Below are 17441 nucleotides of genomic sequence, written 5' to 3'. Positions count from 1 at the left end.
TAGAGGTTTAGGGTTCACGCAGGCTGAACGCCGGTTTCCCGTTGCTTAAGCGCGCATCGAAGATCGGTTGGGCACATTTCAGCCTTTGGACGATAGCGCGGCCACGCAGCCGAGCGTGCCGCGACGCTCTCATGGATCGTCTCGTGGGCTCCGGGCTGAACCAACCGCGGGGTGCGGAAAAGGAACAGCTTGGCCGACCCCCGCCAGTTGCCCACACTGGGCGCAGCCACGTCTTCGGGAAAACGACTGCGCCAATTGTCAGGTAAGGTGACGCCGCACGCGCCGAGCCGCTCAAGCATCCAGTTCAATGGGATATTGGACAAGCCGCGCGCGGCGGGCTTGCGCCAGACATGCCCGCCGACATCGCCATGATTGCCCGGGAACCAAACTTGCTCCATCCGCCCCGCCCAGCTCTTTGACGGAAGCCATAAAACCGGGTCATAGGCCTCACGCGTCTCATCCAGCGCAAGGGCATGAAACGCGTGCGCCACATTGTCACCGATCCCGTCATTGTGGAAATCGGTCACCATCGGGACCAAACGGCTGAGCAGCGGATAGGGCAAGCCGAGGGCGCGCACCGTGTCCCAGACCCCGAGCATCTCGATCTGTACGTCGCGATGACAGAACATCTGGCCAAAGCGCCGGCCCGCGTCGCTCAACTGGACCTGTTGGTAGTAGCGGAAGGATCTGGCGATGCGCCGGGCCGTTGCGTGGCGGGTCTTCAACAAACCGACCTGACCGATCCACCCCGCAAGGGAACGAACGGCGTATGCCCCACGGGAATACCCAAGCAGAACGATCCGGTCGCCGGGCCTGTAACGTGAGCACAAGACGGCATAGGCCTCTGCCATCGCCTCGTTGATCCCGATCCCGGCTGCGGCGGCGAGCCACTTTCCCCAGCCCTGCCCTTGCACGCCCGGATGATAGAAAACCGATTGCCCCATCGTCTGTCCGACCTCTTCAAGCAATCGGTAGGTCAGGCCGACATTCGTCTCCTGCCCTTCAACGATGCGCGAGAAGGTTCCGTCGATCAGGCAGATGTGGGTTCTGGGTGGACGATCAGGCATATCTAAGACCTGCGTATTTGCCCGTTCACATTCAAATCAAGGCTGCGGGAGCAAGACATCTCATTCCGCATTCGCCGGCACCTCATCGAGGTCACGCGGTGTCAGGGCATCGAGAAACTGAAGCAAGCGCAGCTGCTGGCGCGGGCGAAGCGGCGCGAACTGTTCTGCCGTGACTTGCGTGATCGCCTCGGAAGCTTCGTGGAGCGCGCGGCGGCCCTGCTCTGTCAACATGATGCGCCGCTGACGTTTATCTGATGCAAGCTGCAAAACAGTGATAAGGCCGCCTTTCTCCAGTGAAGCAATCAGGCGTGAGATGATCGCACGATCAAGGCCAATTGCCTCAGCCAAAGGTGAAGGCTGATCAAGGCCGTCACGCTCCATCACAAACAGCAGTTGCCACTTTAGCCGTGTCAGCCCCATTGGCGCGATTGCGCGTTCAACGGCCCTGTCCGCGCGGCGGGAAAACTCGCCAATCCGGTGGATCAGTGCGGTTTCCAGATCCAGTTGGGTCATGTCCCCCTCCATCGCCCTGTTTCGAGCTTGGCAGAAAGGTGCAATGACGCTCCGGGCGGGTCAACGCCTGATTGCCTGGGTCAATCAATTGTACGGAGTGCCCTGCGAAATGCCTCTGGCAACGGAACTGGTCGATGGGTCTGCGCATCAACATAGACATGGGTGAAAAGCGCATCCGCTGCGGCCAGCGCCGAATCTCCGCGGAACAGGCCAACCGCATAGCGCACAGAACTTGATCCGATGTGATCGACCCGCACGCCTGCATCGACTGGGTCTGGAAAGCCAAGGCTGGCGTGAAAAACACACGCCGACGCAACGACGAGCCCCACCACAGCTCCCTTGGGGACGTCGAGTGTTCCGCTGCCGACAATCCAGCCATTCACCGCGCTGTCCACATATTCGTAGAAAACGGCATTGTTCATGTGACCGTAGACATCATTGTCACGCCAACGGGTTTCAAAACGCGTGAAGTGCCGGTAGGCGTCACGGGATGCAGGCGGCGTGCGGGGCATTGTGTCTTCTCTTGCAATCGTCAGAGTTTCAGGGAGCGGACCATGGTGAAAGCGATCCTCTTCGACAAGGATGGAACCCTTTTTGGGTTCGATGCAACCTGGGGGCCGTGGACGGAGCGCATCCTCAAAGAGTTGTCACGTGATGAAGACCACCTCAATGCACTGGCCGTCGCCGCCGGATTTAACCGCAAGACACAGGCCTTCGATCCGACCAGCCCGGTGATTGCGGGCACGCCGGAAGACGCCGCCCGCGTGATCGCTCCGCTGCTCAAGACCTACACCGTAGCCACACTGACCGAAGCCCTGAGCCGGGCCGCTGAAACCGTTGAGCCTGTCGAGGCCGTACCGCTGCGACCCCTGCTCGAACAACTGGCACAGGATCACAAGCTGGGCGTCATGACGAATGATGCGGAGCGGGCAGCCCACGATCAGCTCAGCCGGTGTGGTGTCACCGAATATTTCGACGCGATCATCGGCTTTGACAGCGGCTATGGGGCTAAGCCCGATCCCGACCCGCTGCTCGCCTTTGCTGCGATGGCGGGCCTCGCGCCCGGCGACATCGCCATGATTGGCGACAGTAGCCATGATCTGCATGCCGCGCGCGCCGCAGGGTTTGTGCCGGTCGGTGTGCTCACCGGCCCAGCAACAGAAGATGATCTTTACGCGGCGGGCGCGGCCGCGGTGCTTTCCGATATTGGCGCGTTGCCAGAGTATCTGGCCGCGCGCTGACCCATGGCGTCGGTTTTACCGTCAAATACGACATAGGGCCGTCGCAAGGCGCACAGAATCGAACTCTGCCACCGCTTCTCCTGAACATAAGGATGAGCGGAGGATCCAATGACGGTTCAGGAACGAAAGCGCACCCGTGGCGGTGGTCGTGCCGGAAATGCACGGCGCGGCAGCACCCATGCGATCCAACAGATGCCCTGGTCGCAGCCGGTGAATATCGACCGACCAACGGAACCTCTCTCACAGGATGGGGTTCAGGCCATCCACGAGACGGCCATGCGCATCCTCGAAGAAATCGGCATCGAGTTCCTGAATGACGAGGCGCGCCGATACCTCAAAGATGCTGGATGCACGATCGAGGGCGAGAATGTTCGCATGGATCGTGATTGGGTCATGGAGATGGTTGGAAAGGCGCCGACCGAATTCACGATTACGCCCCGAAATCCGAAACATCGGCTGACAATTGGCGGCCGAAACATGGCCTTCGTCAACGTCTCATCCCCGCCAAATGTAATGGACCTAGACCGGGGACGCCGGATTGGTGACTTTGAAAGCTTCAAGGATTTCATGAAGCTGACCCAGTATTTCAACTGCATCCATGTCGCCGGCGGCTATCCGGTAGAGCCGGTCGACATACATGCCAGCATCCGGCATCTCGACTGTCTCTATGAAAAGCTCACTCTGACCGACAAGGTCGTGCACGCCTATTCGCTAGGACCTGAGCGGGTCGACGATGTGATCGAAATGGCACGCATCGCAACCGGCCTGAGCGACGAAGACTTCGAGAGCGAGGCGCGCCTTTACACCAACATCAATTCGTCCAGCCCGCTGAAGCATGATTGGCCGATGCTGGACGGTGCGATGCGGTTTGCAAAACGTGGCCAACCCGTAATTGTGACACCGTTTACGCTGGCTGGCGCCATGGCCCCTGTTACCATGCCCGGTGCCGTCGCGCAGTCGGTGGCCGAGGCGCTCGCCGCAATAGCACTGTTCCAATTCATCCGTCCGGGTGTGGGTTGTGTGATGGGATCGTTCACCTCGAATGTTGATATGAAGTCGGGCGCACCCGCCTTCGGCACGCCAGAATATGTGCGCGCCACCCAGATGACGGGTCAGATGGCGCGCTTTTATGGTCTCCCAATGCGCGCCTCCAATGCCTGCGCGGCGAATGCGCCGGATGGTCAGGCGATGTGGGAAAGTTCAAACTCGTTGTGGGCGGCCGTGAATTCGGGAGTGAACGTCGTTTATCATGCGGCGGGCTGGCTGGAAGGCGGCCTGATCGCCTCTTACGAAAAATTCGTCATGGACTGCGAGCTTTTGCAGCAATTTCAACGGTATATGGCACCCGAAATCACGGCGACCACCGCAGGTGATCTGGCCTATGACGCGATCAAGGAAGTCGGGCCGACCGGACACTTCTTTGGCACGCAACATACCCAGGATCGCTATGAAACCGCGTTCTATTCCCCGTTCCTGAGTGATTGGCGCAACTATGAAGCCTGGCAGGAAGATGGTGCCGTCTGGACGGCGGAGCGTGCGAACCGCACATGGAAAGCAATCCTCGCCGAATACCAGCCGCCAGCAATTGATCCCGCAATCGATGAGGAGCTGCAGGCATTTGTGGCCCGTCGCAAGGAAGAGGGCGGCGCGCCTACCGACTTCTGACGACGGGGCCGCCTGCCGGCGGCTTGGGTATTTCAACCAATCCGAAACGGGCGAGGGACACTCTTTCGGATTGGCACAAATACCCAAATCCCCCTCATCACCCGTCACCCGGCAAGTTTGACGCAAACGAGCCAGCATTTGTCTCTTTCCGTCTTGGCAGCTCTGACACGGGCCGCTTGCATGATCATCAACAAGGAGAACATGCACCATGACCCAGCACTACCGCGCCATTGTCATCGGAGGCGGCGTTGTCGGCGCCTCGGTCCTCTATCACCTCACGAAAAAGGGCTGGAGCGATGTGGCACTGCTTGAACGGGATGTGCTGACCTGCGGATCGTCCTGGCATGCGGCAGGTGGGTTTCACACACTGAACGGCGACCCGAATGTCGCCAAGCTGCAGCAATACACCGTCGAGCTCTACAAAGAGATCGAGGAAATGTCGGGACAGTCCTGCGGTCTGCATTTGACGGGCGGGGTGCAGCTGGCCAAGACCAAGGAGCGGATGGAAAGCCTCTATATGGCGCAGGCGCGTGGGCGGTATATGGGCATGGAACTCGATATCGTTACGCCCGAATGGGCGAAGGAGCGGTTCCCGATCCTCAACGACAAGGAATTCATCGGCGGTCTTTGGGATCCGATTGAGGGCCATCTCGACCCCTCCGGCACCACCCATGCCTATGCCAAATGCGCGCGGATGAACGGCGCGAAAGTGCATGAGAAGACCAAGGTTGAGGACATTCGCCGCGATGAGTTCGGGACATGGCATCTGACAACCTCGCAAGGTGTTTTCACTACCGACAATGTCATCAATGCCGGTGGCCTGTGGGCCCGTGAAGTGGGCCGTATGGTCGGGTTGGAGCTGCCCGTTCTTGCCATGGAGCACCACTATCTGCTGACGGAACGTGTCGATGAGGTTGCCGACTACAAAGAGAAAAACGGCGAAGAGGTAATCCACATCATCGACTTTGAGGGCGAGATCTACACGCGGCAGGAACGGGACGGCGTTCTGCTCGGCACTTACGAGCGCGCGGCGACACCCTGGCAACCGCGTGAAACGCCGTGGAATTTCTCTGCCGAGCTTTTGGAGCCTGATTTCGACCGGATCGCACCCTCGCTGGAGGTGGCGTTCAAACACTTCCCGGCACTGGAGAATGTCGGCATTCGCCAGGCAATCAATGGACCATTCACCTTCGCGCCCGACGGCAATCCGCTTGTCGGTCCGATCCGTGGCCTGCCCGGCTATTGGTCGGCCTGCGCGGTGATGGCTGGGTTCAGTCAGGGTGGCGGCGTCGGTCTTGCCCTGTCCAACTGGATCGTCGACGGCGATCCCGGCTTCGATGTGTGGGGCATGGACGTGTCCCGTTTTGGTGACTGGGCCACGTTGAGCTTCACCAATGAAAAAGTGCGTGAGAACTATTCGCGGCGCTTCCGCATCCGTTTCCCCAATGAGGAGCTGCCTGCGGCGCGGCCCCTGCGCACAAACGCGCTCTACGACAAACATCTGGCCCTCGGCGGTCAGATGGGGGCGAGTTATGGCATGGAAGTGCCGTTGTGGTACGCACCTGAGGGTGTCGAGGAAGAATTCTCATGGCGACGCTCCACCGATCACGTCCATGTTGGCAAAGAGGTCGCGACCGTCCGTGAGGGCGTGGGCATCATGGATATCTCCGGCTTCTCGAAATTTGCTGTGTCCGGCGAGGGCTCCCACGCATTCCTCGACAAGGTACTTGCCTGCAAGTTGCCCGCCGAGGGCCGCATGACGCTGGCGCCGATGCTGAACGAAAATGGCAAGCTGATCGGTGATTTGTCCGTCGCGAATATGGGTGATTATTGGTGGCTGGCGGGGTCAGGCATCGCCGAGGAGTACTATCTGCGGCATTTTGAGCGGTACCAGCCCGACCGCGTGAAGGTCGAAGCGAAGGGACTGGCCGTGTGCGGCATCTCCATCGCCGGGCCGAAATCCAGAGAACTTCTTGCGAAAGTTGCGCTCGACAGTGTTGCCCATGACGACTTCAAATTCATGGCAATGCGCGAAATGCTGATCGGCCATGCGATGTGCATGGTGGGACGCGTCTCCTACACCGGGGATCTGGGGTATGAGATCTGGATGGAAACCGATTACGCACGCTATGTTTGGGATCTTCTGATGGCCGAAGGCGCGGAGATGGGGATCGCCCCTATCGGTATGCGGGCCCTCAATTCCCTGCGACTTGAAAAGAACTGGTCAAGCTGGGGGCGCGAATACCGCCCTGTCTATGGCGCGCTGGAAGCAGGTCTGGATCGGTTCGTGGCCTATCACAAAGCGGCGGATTTCGTGGGCAAGGCCGCTGCGATTGCAGAAAAGGACGCGGGGGGAACACTGCGGTTGGTGACGTTCAAGGTTGATGCTGCAGATAGCGATCCGATCGGGGACGAACCGATCTGGTTCAACGGCGAGGTACGCGGCTGGATCACGTCAGGCGGGTATGCGCACAATCAATGCTCCTCTATGGCGCAGGGCTATGTGCCCAAGGAAATCGCTGCCGAGACTGACGGTTGGGAAGTTGAGGTTCTGGGTGAAAAGCACGCAATGCGCCTGCAGCCCCAACCCGCCTTTGACGCAAATGCAAGCCGCATGCGCAGCTGAGGATAGCAATGCCCCGGATGTGATCCGGGGCCGCGCGCTTTAGGCGATACGGCCCCGGACCGATGGACGGGACGTGCTCAAATCGCCTGCTTCTTGCCCGCAAAGTAGGCCTGCGTTCCGCGGTGAAACACGCGATCGCTTTCGACAAGCGCGTCAGGGGCGTGATCTGGCTGACCTTTGATCGCCTCGTAGACTGGCGTGAAATCGCGGTGGCAACTGGCGAGCAACGCATCAAAACTCTCGATTACGAAATAGGTCTGTTGGAAATCGTCAATGCGGTAGTCCGTACGCATGACCCGCTCCAGATCGAAGCCGATGCGGTTGGGACTGTCATCCTCTAGAGCGAAGCGGATTTCACCCGTGCTCGACAGAATGCCCGCGCCGAAGATGCGCAGGCCGTCCGCACTTTCAATCAGACCAAATTCGATGGTGTACCAGTAGAGCCGGGCCAGATTGTGCAGCTGGCCACGCGCCATGGCGGCCTGTCCGCCTGCCCCATAGGCCTGCATGAAATCGGCATATATCGGATCGGCCAGAAGCGGAACATGGCCAAACACATCGTGAAAGATGTCGGGTTCCTCCAGATAGTCCATCTCCGCCTCTGACCGAATGAAGGCCCCGGCGGGAAAGCGGCGGTTCGCAAGGTGATCGAAAAACACCTCATCGGGCACCAGATCGCTGACAGGCACGACGCTCCACCCTGTCAGAGCGCGCAGTTTTTTGGACAGCTTCTCCATGTCGGGGACACCGCCGCTCGCCAGCCCCAAGCGATCAACTGCATTGATGAAGGCAGGGTCTGCGCGCCCTGGCAAAATCTCTGCAACCCTTGCGGACAGACGGTTCCAGCGATCATCCTCATCTGCGGAATAGCTGCTCCAATCCTGATCAATTGTGTAATCCGGGTTCTTGGCGGCGTTGGCGTACCGGTTCCGGATCTCGCTCATCACGTTCATAACAGTCCTCCATTGCTGCCATCATCTTGCAGCGTCTGCCTGGAGGGGGCGGTTCAATCTCTTGCATATTTCATCCATTACAGAGATGATTGCCCAATGATTTATCAATTTGACGAAACAGATCGTTCGATATTGCACGCGTTGCAGCGGGACGCGACGCTTTCTGTTCGCGCTTTGGCAGAACAGTTGGGCCAAGCACAATCGACGATATGGCGGCGACTTGCCGCCCTGGAGAAGGCCGAACTGATCCGAAAGCGTGTTGCCCTACTCGACCCGGCAAAGCTTGGCATTGGGGTTTGTGTGTTCGTTCAGATCAACCTGCGCGGCCATTCCGCAGATATTCGCAAGGCGTTTGAAGCACTCGTCGCACGCACGCCAGAGATCATGGATTGCTTCGCCGTAACTGGAAGCTTTGACTATACGCTGATCGTTCGCACAGGTTCGGTCGAGGACTTCGAGGCTTTGCTGATGCACCGCATTCTGGACCATGACAGCGTGGCGAATGCGGCCAGTCACTTCTCTTTACGTCATGTGAAGCATGAAACGGCGCTGCCTCTCTAATCCGTGAGCGCCGCTTGAACCTGCGACTTTCACGCCCACTTCATCGGAAAGGTTAATGCGAGGACAAGCCGATGAGCGACACCACCTACACTCCGCCCGAAGTCTGGACCTGGGACAGTGAAAGCGGCGGCAAATTCGCCAATATCAACAGGCCTATTTCCGGCGCGACCCATGAGGTAGAGCAGAAAATCGGCAAGCACCCTTTGCAGCTTTACTCTCTGGCAACGCCGAACGGTGTTAAGGTGACGGTGATGCTGGAGGAGTTGCTCGCGGCGGGTCACACGGGCGCGGAATATGATGCCTGGTTGGTCAATATCGGGGAGGGGGATCAATTCTCTTCCGCCTTTGTAGACGTGAACCCGAACTCGAAGATCCCGGCGCTGCTGGATACCGAAACGGGCAGCCGTGTATTTGAGAGCGGTGCGATCCTGCTCTATCTCGCTGAAAAATTCGGCGCATTTCTACCGACCGATCCGAAGGCGCGGACGGAGGCGTTGAACTGGCTCTTCTGGCTGCAAGGCTCGGCACCCTATCTGGGCGGCGGCTTCGGCCATTTCTATGCCTATGCACCAGAGAAATTTGAATATCCGATCAACCGCTTCGCGATGGAGACAAAGCGCCAGTTGCACGTGCTCGACACACGCCTTGGTGAAGCACGCTTCCTGGGCGGTGATGAATACTCCATCGCCGATATGGCGACCTGGCCGTGGTATGGCGCGCTGGTGAAGGGGCTCGTCTACGACGCGGCCAAATTCCTGTCCGTCCACGAATATGAGAACGTCATGCGCTGGACCAACGAGATCGCGGAGCGCCCCGCCGTGCAACGCGGCCGCCGCGTGAACAAGGTCTGGGGCGACGAGAATAACGGTATCGCCGAGCGCCACGACGCGAGTGATTTGGATTGACCCTGCCCTTTCCCGCATGCGTCTAAGGATGCATGCGGGAAGGCCTCCACACGCTTTTTCTTCCCCCGCGCTGGCCATGACTGTAGCCAGTTAACCAGTGGATACCGCGCGGAGAGAGCCAAATGATCAAGCGCAGAGCGGTCTTGGCCAGTGGGGCTTATGGTGTCTTGGCCGCCTCAGGTCTTAGCCGCGCGACGGCTGCAACGGGTTTTCGTGTCCCGGCAGAGGAAGCCCTGCATGAGCGCACCTTCATGCAATGGCCGGTCAGCCCTGCCGTCTACCGCGACCAAATATTTCTACAGATGGTCCAGCAGACCATTGCCGACGTCGCCAATGCGATTTCGGAATTCGAGCCCGTGACGATGCTGGCCGCACGGGAATATCATGCGATGGCGCGGCGAATGCTCTCTGCCTCTGTCGACCTGCTCGACGTGCCGACCGAGGACCTTTGGTGCAGGGATGCCGGCCCGATAGTTGCGATCAACGAGACCGGGCAGCGGGCCGTCGTGCAGATTCAGTTCAATGGGTGGGGACGCAAGCAGGTGCACCACCATGACAGTCAGGTTGCCCGCCGCGTGGCAGAGCATTTCAGCCTGCCACTCTTGCCTACAGGGCTGCACGGTGAGGCGGGGGGTGTGGATCAGGACGGGCATGGCCTTCTGATCGCGCATGAAAGTTCATGGCTCACCGAGAGCCGCAATCCCGCCATGGACCGCGACGAGGTAGCGCAGCGACTGCTCGAAGCTTATGGCGCTGATCGGATCATATGGTCCGACGGCGTGTGGGGTGAGGATATTACCGACTACCATATCGACAGCCTTGCCCGGTTCACCGGGCCCGGCCGGGTTCTGATCAACCTTCCCGATGATCCCGACATGACCGATCCGTTCCATCTGGCCGCGCTCGATACACATGACCGGTTGGTAGAGGCAGGTCTGGACGTTGAAGTGATCCCCGAACCGACCATTCGTCGGATCGACGCCTTCGATTTCGTCGCGTCCTATGCCAATTACTATGTTTGCAATGGCGCTGTCATCGCGGCGCAGTTTGGCGACGTGGAGACCGACCGGATCGCACAGGACGCATTGGCCCGACACTATCCCAGTCGCGAGATCATCTCGCTCAACGTGGATCCGCTGGGCGAATTGGGCGGTGGCATTCATTGCGCGACCCAGCAGATGCCAGCCGTCTAGCGGCGCCTTTTGCTGAGTGGACTATCCGTTGGCCGCGCGGCTGTCCGCCGGAGCCTCTGTCCTTTCCTCCATTCCGTAGTCGCGCATGACACCCGCGATGCGTAGGCGGTAGTCGGCGAAATAGTCGCCGCGTCCGGCGGTTTGCGCGGTGCGATGGCGTGGCATGTTGCGCCAGCGATCGAGGGCGGCCTCATCTTCCCAGAAGCTCAGCGACAGCAATTTTCCGGGGTGAGTCAGGCTTTCGAACCGTTCGACGGAGATGAACCCCTCGAGACCGTCGAGCATATCGCGCATACCCGCCGCGTGATCGAGATATGTGTCTCGCTTTCCCTCTCTTGGAAAGACTTCGAAAATGACGGCGATCATGGGGCCTCACATGCGTTGACATAAAATGCGCGATCTTCCCGCCGGATAAAGCGGCGTTGCTGCGCGAAATCGTAATTCTGCCGCCCCAGCGGGTGATCGGCAAGGCGGGCGCGATAGGCTTCGTAGCTTGCGAGATCACGAATTGAGTAGATCCCGTAGGCCGTTGTCGTCGTGCCTTCGCGCGGTGAAAAATAGCCTATGAGATTTGCGCCGCATTCCGGGATCGCCTGGCCCCAAATGCGGGCATATTGATCGAAATCCGCACGTTGATAGGGTTCGATCTCGTAACGAATGATGCATGTCAGCATGTTTGTCTCCTGCTTGGGTCACATCGCAGGATGGCAAAAGGCGATATGCGTTGGTTCGATCACGCTCGAACCGTCGAGTTCGTCCTGGATGGCAAAAAGGCAAAATGAACATGACCGGACCCAATATCGCCCACTTGGCCAGATTGATCGGTGACCCTGCGCGCGCTCTGATGCTTGCCGCGCTGATGGACGGCCGCGCGCTGACCGCAGGCGAACTTGCCGAAGTTGCGGGGATCACCCGACAAACCGCCTCAACCCATCTAGCGCAGCTGCGCGACGGCGGATTGCTGGAGGGCGCGAGCCAGGGGAAGCATCGCTATTTCCGGCTGGCAAGCGCCGAGGTCGCGGACATCCTCGAACGCCTGATGGCGCTCTCTGGCCCGGTGAAGCACATACGAACTGGCCCGCGGAACGCAGACATGCGGGCGATGCGCGTGTGCTATGATCACTTGGCCGGGCCAATGGCTGTGCGTATGGCCGAACGGATGCAGGCCAAGGGCTGGCTTGATTCATTCATGGTTCCGTCTGTCGAAGGGAACGCCGCACTCAGCAAGTTCGGGATTGATCTGCCAGCGCTGCATGCGCTCAGGCGCCCTTTTGTGCGGCCTTGCCTCGATTGGTCGGAGCGTCGCGACCACATCGCTGGTGCCCTTGGTGCGGCCTTGTTGGAGCGGATGATAACACTTGGATGGATGCGGCGAGAGCCTGACAGCCGCATCATGCGATTTGCCGGTGTTGGAGAGGCTGAATTTGAGAGGTGGCTTCGCTAATCGGGCCCAGTTGGCACATTTTGTTTCCAAAAATGTACCTTATCTCACGATAGATACGAGATAGTTATGCATCAGGAAAATATAGGAGAGTGCCATGAGTTGGAACCCTGCCCTCGATCCCTCTTGCCCAATGGGCGACGAGATTGACCTGATCGACACATTGATCGTCCCCCGTGCCCGTGATCTGGGGGGCTTCGAAGTACGCCGCGCACTGCCCGCGCCAAAACGCCAGATGGTCGGGCCATTCATCTTCTTTGATCAAATGGGACCTGCTGAATTTCTGACCGACAAGGGCATCGATGTGCGGCCACACCCGCATATTGGTTTGGCGACCGTTACGTACCTTTATCAAGGTGCGATCCATCATCGCGACAGCGTTGGCTCATCGCTCGATATCGAACCCGGCGCGGTAAACTGGATGATTGCTGGCAACGGTATCACGCACTCCGAGCGCACACCGCAGCGCGAGCGTGACAAGGACGGTTCGAGCCTGTTTGGCATTCAAACCTGGGTTGCCCTGCCTGAGAACGAAGAGGAGCGGGCACCCGGCTTTCAACATGTGCCCAAGCGCGAGCTTCCGCTTTTGGAAGGTGAGGGGAAGCAGGTTCGTCTGATCCTTGGCAACCTGTATGGAGAACGCGCCCCGGTCGATGTGTTCTCGGAAATGTTCTACGCCGATGCCCATCTAACAGCCGGGGCAAAACTGCCTTTGCCCGACGATCACGAAGATCGCGGGATCTATGTCGTATCCGGTGCCGTGACGATTGCAGGCGAAACTTACGAGGCTGGCCGGATGATGGTCTTCCGCCCCGGAGACGCGATCACTGTCACAGCGGAGCACGATAGCCGCCTGATGCTGCTGGGTGGCGAAACGCTGAACGGCCCGCGTTACATCTGGTGGAACTTCGTTGCGTCGTCGCAAGACAAGATCGACGCCGCGAAAGAGGCCTGGCGCGCAGGCGACTGGCGGCACGGCCGATTCCAGTTGCCACCGGGCGACGATCAGGAACACATCCCCCTGCCCTGATGTGAAGACGGCCTCCGGCAAATACCGGGGGCCACCCTCGATTGATCAGCACGATAACCTTTGTCCGGATCTATCAGGCGGCAGGTGCCGGCACCCTCTTTTGTTTGGCCAGACGTCGCAAAACCGCGCGCAGTTTAGCCTTGTGTGCGAAGGGTGTTCGAAAGCACAGTCACTGAAGAATGTCAGCTTTTTGACAAGAACACCCATTCGAAAGCAAGCCCGGATGAAGCTAGACGCCGTTGAGATCTTCACAGTTGGAAACCCGCCGCCGGGCTATGGCGGGCGGTATTTCTTACTGGTGAAAGTCCATACCGACACCGGATTGCACGGTTGGGGCGAATGTTATGCCGCGGCAGTCGGGCCGACAGCCATGCACGCGGTCATTGAGGACGTCTTCAATCGCCATATGCGCGGATGCGATCCCGCTGAGATAGAAAAGATGTTCCGCCGGGTGCATTCGTCCGGGTTCACTCAACGCCCTGACCCCACGGTGATGGGGGCCTTCTCTGGACTTGAAATGGCATGCTGGGATATTCGCGGGAAAGCGCTGAACCAGCCGGTTCACGCCTTGCTGGGCGGTCGGGTGCAGGAGCGGGTTCGCGCCTACACGTACCTCTATCCGATGGAGGGTGAAGACCCCGCTGGCTTCTACAACTCCCCACAACGGTCTGCGCAAGCCGCGTCCGAGTGGATCGAGCGGGGTTTTACCGCGCTGAAATTCGACCCTGCCGGCCCCTACACCATCATGGGTGGACATCAGCCCTCGCAATACGATTTGGACCGGTCAGAGGCGTTCTGTCGGGAAATCCGCAAAGCCGTCGGAGCGCGAGCGGATTTGCTGTTCGGAACACATGGGCAGTTCACACCGGACGCGGCGATCCGTATGGGGCGTCGACTGGAGGCTTATGACCCGCTTTGGTTTGAGGAGCCTTGTCCGCCAGATATGAGCGGTGATCTGGCCAAGGTCGCGCAGGCCGTGCGCGTTCCGATCGCGACAGGTGAGCGTCTGACAACCAAATACGAATTCGCGCATGTCCTGCGAAGTGGTGCGGCCTCCATCTTGCAGCCCGCCCTTGGCCGGGTAGGCGGTCTATGGGAAGCCAAGAAAATTGCGGCCATGGCCGAGGGCTTCGGCGCGCAACTGGCGCCCCACCTTTATGCAGGACCGGTCGAGTGGGCTGCAAATATCCAGCTTGCGCTGTCCTGCCCCAACTTCCTGATCGCCGAGACCATCGGAGAAGGACTGGGATTCCAGGCCGATCTGCTGGTTGAGCCCATCCGGGTTGAGCGAGGACATATCATTCCGCCCAGCGGACCGGGCATGGGTATCGACATCAACGAGGACGTCTTAAAGGCGCATCCCTATAAGGGCGACCGGTTGCATTTGGAGATGCAGGACCGGCCGCTGCGCTATGATGGTGAGGAACGATTTGCTGGAGGGTGAGCTCTAGCAGCTGGCAGTGAGCTGCCTGCGCAATGCCTCTGCTTCAGCCTCGTCCATCAGAGCGAACAGATCATCGCTGCGCGAGAAGGGAATGAATGCGCCCCCGGCGTCCATCCTGAGCCAGCTGCGAAATGACAGAGTGTCGGGCACCCGGTCCCCGGTACATCCTTGGCCGACGGTGATTGAGAGTGACCCCGTTCCCTGCACGTCAGCCTCACGCAGTTCCAGAATGGCTGCCTGAGCGGCGGAAAAGCGTGCCGCGCCCTCGTCCGGGAAACGTGCGCGCCACAGCCGTTGATCCTCCGCGGCACGGATATCGCCGGGCAGTGAGAGGGTTTCGGTAACCTCTAATGCCACCACTTCGGACACCAGAAGCGCGCCATCTTCGTCAGCGTTGAAGGAGATTGCGATTTGCAGACCATCCGCCGACAGTTCAACCGCCTCATCCAAAGCCGCAGCCACTTCGATAACAGTGGGATCAGTTGTCAAAGGATCGAACCGCATAGCCTGCAACAGGCCTTGTGGTGTTAAGCCCGCGCAGCCTGTCAGGCAGGTCAATAGGGCCGCGGCGAAAGCGATGCGCATGATAATCTCCATTTCGATTCGATTATTGTTTTACGATAATTTTGGCATACACGCCATGGCCTCCCTGAGCAAAAAAGCAGGTGACCCGGCGGGCGGGCCGACATATGCAATGGTCAAGTCAGGAGGCCGCGATGTCTGATCCCATGTTGACGCTCACCTTGTCCCCCGCACGACGCTGGTTCGGGCTGGCAATGACAGGTGGGTTGGCGGCAATGGCTGCTGCGGTTCTGGCACTTCAGCCGCCGCAATCCCCATGGGCTATTCTGCTGCTCGTCGTTGTTCTGGTCGTTGCAGGACGGCAGGCGTGGGGAATGTATGCGGCTGCCAGCCGGGCTATCCTGATGTATGAGGACCGGCTCACCGATGAATCTGGCCGTGACCTTGCCCGTTTTGAAGATGTCGTGCGGATCGAGCGGGGGCTCTTCGCGTTCAAGCCGTCAAATGGCTTCCTGCTTGTGCTGAACGAGAGGGCGAAGCGCGAGTCGGTGCCCGGGCTTTGGTGGCGGTCGGGCCGCCGTTTGGGTGTCGGTGGCGCTGCACACGCACAGACCGCGAAAAACATGGCGGATGCAATTCAGACGATGATCGCCATTCGCGACGAAGCCGCCTGAACTGGCGCTTCGGGAGACGTGAAAACGGGGGGCAAACCGCCCCCCGATACTATTTAGAGGCCCATGCTTACATAGCTGGATGCCACACGGCCGATAGATACGAGATAGGCGGCAGTGCGCAGGTCATTCACGTCATCGCGCTCATGCCAAATGGCCTGCATAGACTGGTAGGCTTCACGCATCGTGTCATCGAGGCCAGAGCGGACCAGCTCCAACTCCCCTGCACCATGCAGGTACTTCTTTTTGAACGTGTCAGAGAGGGTGATGTTCGATCCCTGCGCTGACATCTTTTCAAGCTCATCAACCAGCAGCTCGTGCCGCGCCTCTTCCTGACGCCGCTCCATACGGCCGAACCGGATGTGGGACAGGTTCTTTACCCACTCGAAATAAGAGACGGTCACGCCGCCCGCATTCGCGTACATATCGGGAATGATCACACAGCCCTTGGCACGCAGAACTTCGTCCGCACCCGCAGTCACAGGACCGTTCGCGGCTTCGATGATCAGCGGTGCCTTGATGCGCGCTGCGTTCTCCATGTTGATCACGCCTTCGAGCGCGGCTGGGATCAGGATGTCGCATTCCTCTTCCAGCCCCTTCGCGCCGTCCTCGACATAATCAGCGCCTGGGAAACCCTTCACGCCGCCATTGGCGCGGATATGCGCAGAGACATCCTCTACATTCAGGCCCTGCGCGTTCATGATCGCCCCATCACGTTCGATGATGCAGGTCACGATGGAGCCATCTTCCTCAGACAGGAACTTGGCGGCGTGATAGCCCACATTGCCAAGGCCCTGCACCACGACGCGTTTGCCATCGAGCTTGCCCGAAAGACCGGCCTTCGCGACATCCTCTTTATAGCGGAAGAACTCTTTGAGCGCATATTGAACGCCGCGCCCCGTCGCCTCGACACGCCCCGCGATACCGCCACCGTTGAGCGGTTTGCCCGTGACACAGGCCCGCGCATTGATGTCTGTGGTGTTCATTCGCTTGTATTGATCGGCGATCCACGCCATCTCGCGCGCGCCAGTGCCCATGTCTGGGGCAGGCACGTTTTGTGACGGATGGATCAGGTCACGCTTGATCAGTTCATAGGCGAAGCGGCGGGTGATCCGCTCCAGCTCTTCCTCGTTATAATCGCGAGGATCGATGGCCAGACCACCTTTGGAGCCGCCGAAAGGCGTTTCGACCAATGCGCATTTATAGGTCATCAGGGCGGCCAGCGCCTCGACCTCGTTCTGGTTCACATTGCCCGCATAGCGGATGCCGCCTTTGACCGGCTCCATATGTTCAGAATGCACGGCGCGATAGCCTGTGAAGGTGTGGATATCACCCCGCATGCGCACGCCGAAGCGCACAGTATAGGTCGCGTTACAAACCCTGATCTTCTCCACAAGGCCCGGCGGCAAATCCATCAGGGCCACAGCCCTGTTGAACATCATATCTACGGATTCGCGAAAGCTTGGCTCATTGGTGGCTGTCGTCATCGGTTCAGTATCCTCCAAACCTGTTTTTGTTTCCCCAGCGTCACCACCCTAACCGGTTTTGCGGATGGAACCAGTCATGCCGTGTGATATCTCGTATCAACTCTCGCGTATGGTCCCCGACA

At 59.3% G+C, this 17441-nt stretch carries 18 protein-coding genes; 10 read left to right on the top strand and 8 right to left on the bottom strand.

What is annotated here, in order from left to right:
- Window positions 1-14 precede the first annotated feature (14 nt).
- The 3 genes from POI8812_RS16760 to POI8812_RS16750 all read right to left on the bottom strand — a co-directional run bounded on the left by POI8812_RS16760 (window position 15) and on the right by POI8812_RS16750 (window position 2092).
- Window positions 15-1067 carry a T6SS phospholipase effector Tle1-like catalytic domain-containing protein gene (locus POI8812_RS16760; RefSeq protein WP_108783735.1) on the bottom strand — a complete coding sequence of 351 codons (1053 nt, stop codon included), beginning with the start codon at window positions 1065-1067 and terminating at the stop codon, window positions 15-17.
- A gap of 60 nt (window positions 1068-1127) precedes the next feature.
- Entirely contained in the window at window positions 1128-1580 is a 453-nt protein-coding gene (locus POI8812_RS16755) for a MarR family winged helix-turn-helix transcriptional regulator (RefSeq protein ID WP_162844991.1), read from the bottom strand.
- An 80-nt stretch (window positions 1581-1660) separates the two neighbouring features.
- Window positions 1661-2092 carry an acyl-CoA thioesterase gene (locus tag POI8812_RS16750; protein WP_108783733.1) on the bottom strand — a complete coding sequence of 144 codons (432 nt, stop codon included), beginning with the start codon at window positions 2090-2092 and terminating at the stop codon, window positions 1661-1663.
- Window positions 2093-2134: 42 nt separating this feature from the next.
- Between POI8812_RS16750 and POI8812_RS16745 the strand changes: the two genes are divergently transcribed.
- The 3 genes from POI8812_RS16745 to POI8812_RS16735 all read left to right on the top strand — a co-directional run bounded on the left by POI8812_RS16745 (window position 2135) and on the right by POI8812_RS16735 (window position 7112).
- Window positions 2135-2821 carry an HAD family hydrolase gene (locus tag POI8812_RS16745; RefSeq protein ID WP_108783732.1) on the top strand — a complete coding sequence of 229 codons (687 nt, stop codon included), beginning with the start codon at window positions 2135-2137 and terminating at the stop codon, window positions 2819-2821.
- A 108-nt stretch (window positions 2822-2929) separates the two neighbouring features.
- The gene (locus POI8812_RS16740; protein WP_108783731.1) at window positions 2930-4486 is read left to right on the top strand and encodes a trimethylamine methyltransferase family protein; all 1557 of its coding nucleotides are present in this window, start codon (window positions 2930-2932) and stop codon (window positions 4484-4486) included.
- Window positions 4487-4694: 208 nt separating this feature from the next.
- Entirely contained in the window at window positions 4695-7112 is a 2418-nt protein-coding gene (locus POI8812_RS16735; RefSeq protein WP_108783730.1) for a GcvT family protein, read from the top strand.
- A 77-nt stretch (window positions 7113-7189) separates the two neighbouring features.
- Here POI8812_RS16735 and phhA read toward each other — a convergent pair whose 3' ends face one another.
- Complete coding sequence (phhA, locus tag POI8812_RS16730; protein WP_108783729.1) at window positions 7190-8065, bottom strand: phenylalanine 4-monooxygenase; 876 nt, start codon at window positions 8063-8065, stop codon at window positions 7190-7192.
- 96 nt (window positions 8066-8161) lie between these two features.
- Here phhA and POI8812_RS16725 point away from each other — a divergent pair, with 96 nt between their 5' ends.
- From POI8812_RS16725 to POI8812_RS16715, 3 genes are all read left to right on the top strand, one after another.
- Window positions 8162-8626: an Lrp/AsnC family transcriptional regulator gene (locus tag POI8812_RS16725; protein ID WP_108783728.1), complete on the top strand. Its 465-nt coding sequence runs from the start codon at window positions 8162-8164 to the stop codon at window positions 8624-8626.
- Window positions 8627-8697: 71 nt separating this feature from the next.
- Complete coding sequence (yghU, locus tag POI8812_RS16720) at window positions 8698-9531, top strand: glutathione-dependent disulfide-bond oxidoreductase (RefSeq protein WP_108783727.1); 834 nt, start codon at window positions 8698-8700, stop codon at window positions 9529-9531.
- A 122-nt stretch (window positions 9532-9653) separates the two neighbouring features.
- Entirely contained in the window at window positions 9654-10724 is a 1071-nt protein-coding gene (locus POI8812_RS16715) for an agmatine deiminase family protein (protein WP_108783726.1), read from the top strand.
- 21 nt (window positions 10725-10745) lie between these two features.
- On the opposite strand, the gene POI8812_RS16710 is transcribed toward POI8812_RS16715, so the two are convergent.
- Together POI8812_RS16710 and POI8812_RS16705 are read right to left on the bottom strand one after the other, a co-directional pair.
- Entirely contained in the window at window positions 10746-11090 is a 345-nt protein-coding gene (locus POI8812_RS16710) for an antibiotic biosynthesis monooxygenase family protein (protein ID WP_108783725.1), read from the bottom strand.
- Window positions 11087-11398 carry an NIPSNAP family protein gene (locus POI8812_RS16705; RefSeq protein ID WP_108783724.1) on the bottom strand — a complete coding sequence of 104 codons (312 nt, stop codon included), beginning with the start codon at window positions 11396-11398 and terminating at the stop codon, window positions 11087-11089. Before POI8812_RS16705 ends, POI8812_RS16710 begins: the two co-directional genes overlap by 4 nt.
- Window positions 11399-11508: 110 nt before the next feature.
- Here POI8812_RS16705 and POI8812_RS16700 point away from each other — a divergent pair, with 110 nt between their 5' ends.
- From POI8812_RS16700 to POI8812_RS16690, 3 genes are all read left to right on the top strand, one after another.
- Window positions 11509-12168, top strand: coding sequence for an ArsR/SmtB family transcription factor (locus POI8812_RS16700; protein WP_108783804.1), 660 nt, complete (start codon window positions 11509-11511; stop codon window positions 12166-12168).
- Between the two features lie 94 nt (window positions 12169-12262).
- Window positions 12263-13195 carry a pirin family protein gene (locus tag POI8812_RS16695; RefSeq protein WP_108783723.1) on the top strand — a complete coding sequence of 311 codons (933 nt, stop codon included), beginning with the start codon at window positions 12263-12265 and terminating at the stop codon, window positions 13193-13195.
- Window positions 13196-13418: 223 nt separating this feature from the next.
- The gene (locus POI8812_RS16690) at window positions 13419-14639 is read left to right on the top strand and encodes a mandelate racemase/muconate lactonizing enzyme family protein (protein WP_108783722.1); all 1221 of its coding nucleotides are present in this window, start codon (window positions 13419-13421) and stop codon (window positions 14637-14639) included.
- 3 nt (window positions 14640-14642) lie between these two features.
- On the opposite strand, the gene POI8812_RS16685 is transcribed toward POI8812_RS16690, so the two are convergent.
- Entirely contained in the window at window positions 14643-15224 is a 582-nt protein-coding gene (locus tag POI8812_RS16685) for a hypothetical protein (protein ID WP_108783721.1), read from the bottom strand.
- A 131-nt stretch (window positions 15225-15355) separates the two neighbouring features.
- Here POI8812_RS16685 and POI8812_RS16680 point away from each other — a divergent pair, with 131 nt between their 5' ends.
- Window positions 15356-15835: a hypothetical protein gene (locus POI8812_RS16680; RefSeq protein ID WP_146186189.1), complete on the top strand. Its 480-nt coding sequence runs from the start codon at window positions 15356-15358 to the stop codon at window positions 15833-15835.
- 53 nt (window positions 15836-15888) lie between these two features.
- Here POI8812_RS16680 and POI8812_RS16675 read toward each other — a convergent pair whose 3' ends face one another.
- Window positions 15889-17319, bottom strand: a complete 1431-nt coding sequence (locus POI8812_RS16675; protein WP_108783719.1) for a Glu/Leu/Phe/Val family dehydrogenase — start codon at window positions 17317-17319, stop codon at window positions 15889-15891.
- Between the last annotated feature and the right edge of the window lie 122 nt (window positions 17320-17441).

Source organism: Pontivivens insulae, assembly GCF_900302495.1.
Classification (GTDB): Bacteria; Pseudomonadota; Alphaproteobacteria; order Rhodobacterales; family Rhodobacteraceae; genus Pontivivens; species Pontivivens insulae.
This window is presented reverse-complemented; position numbering and strand designations above follow the sequence as displayed.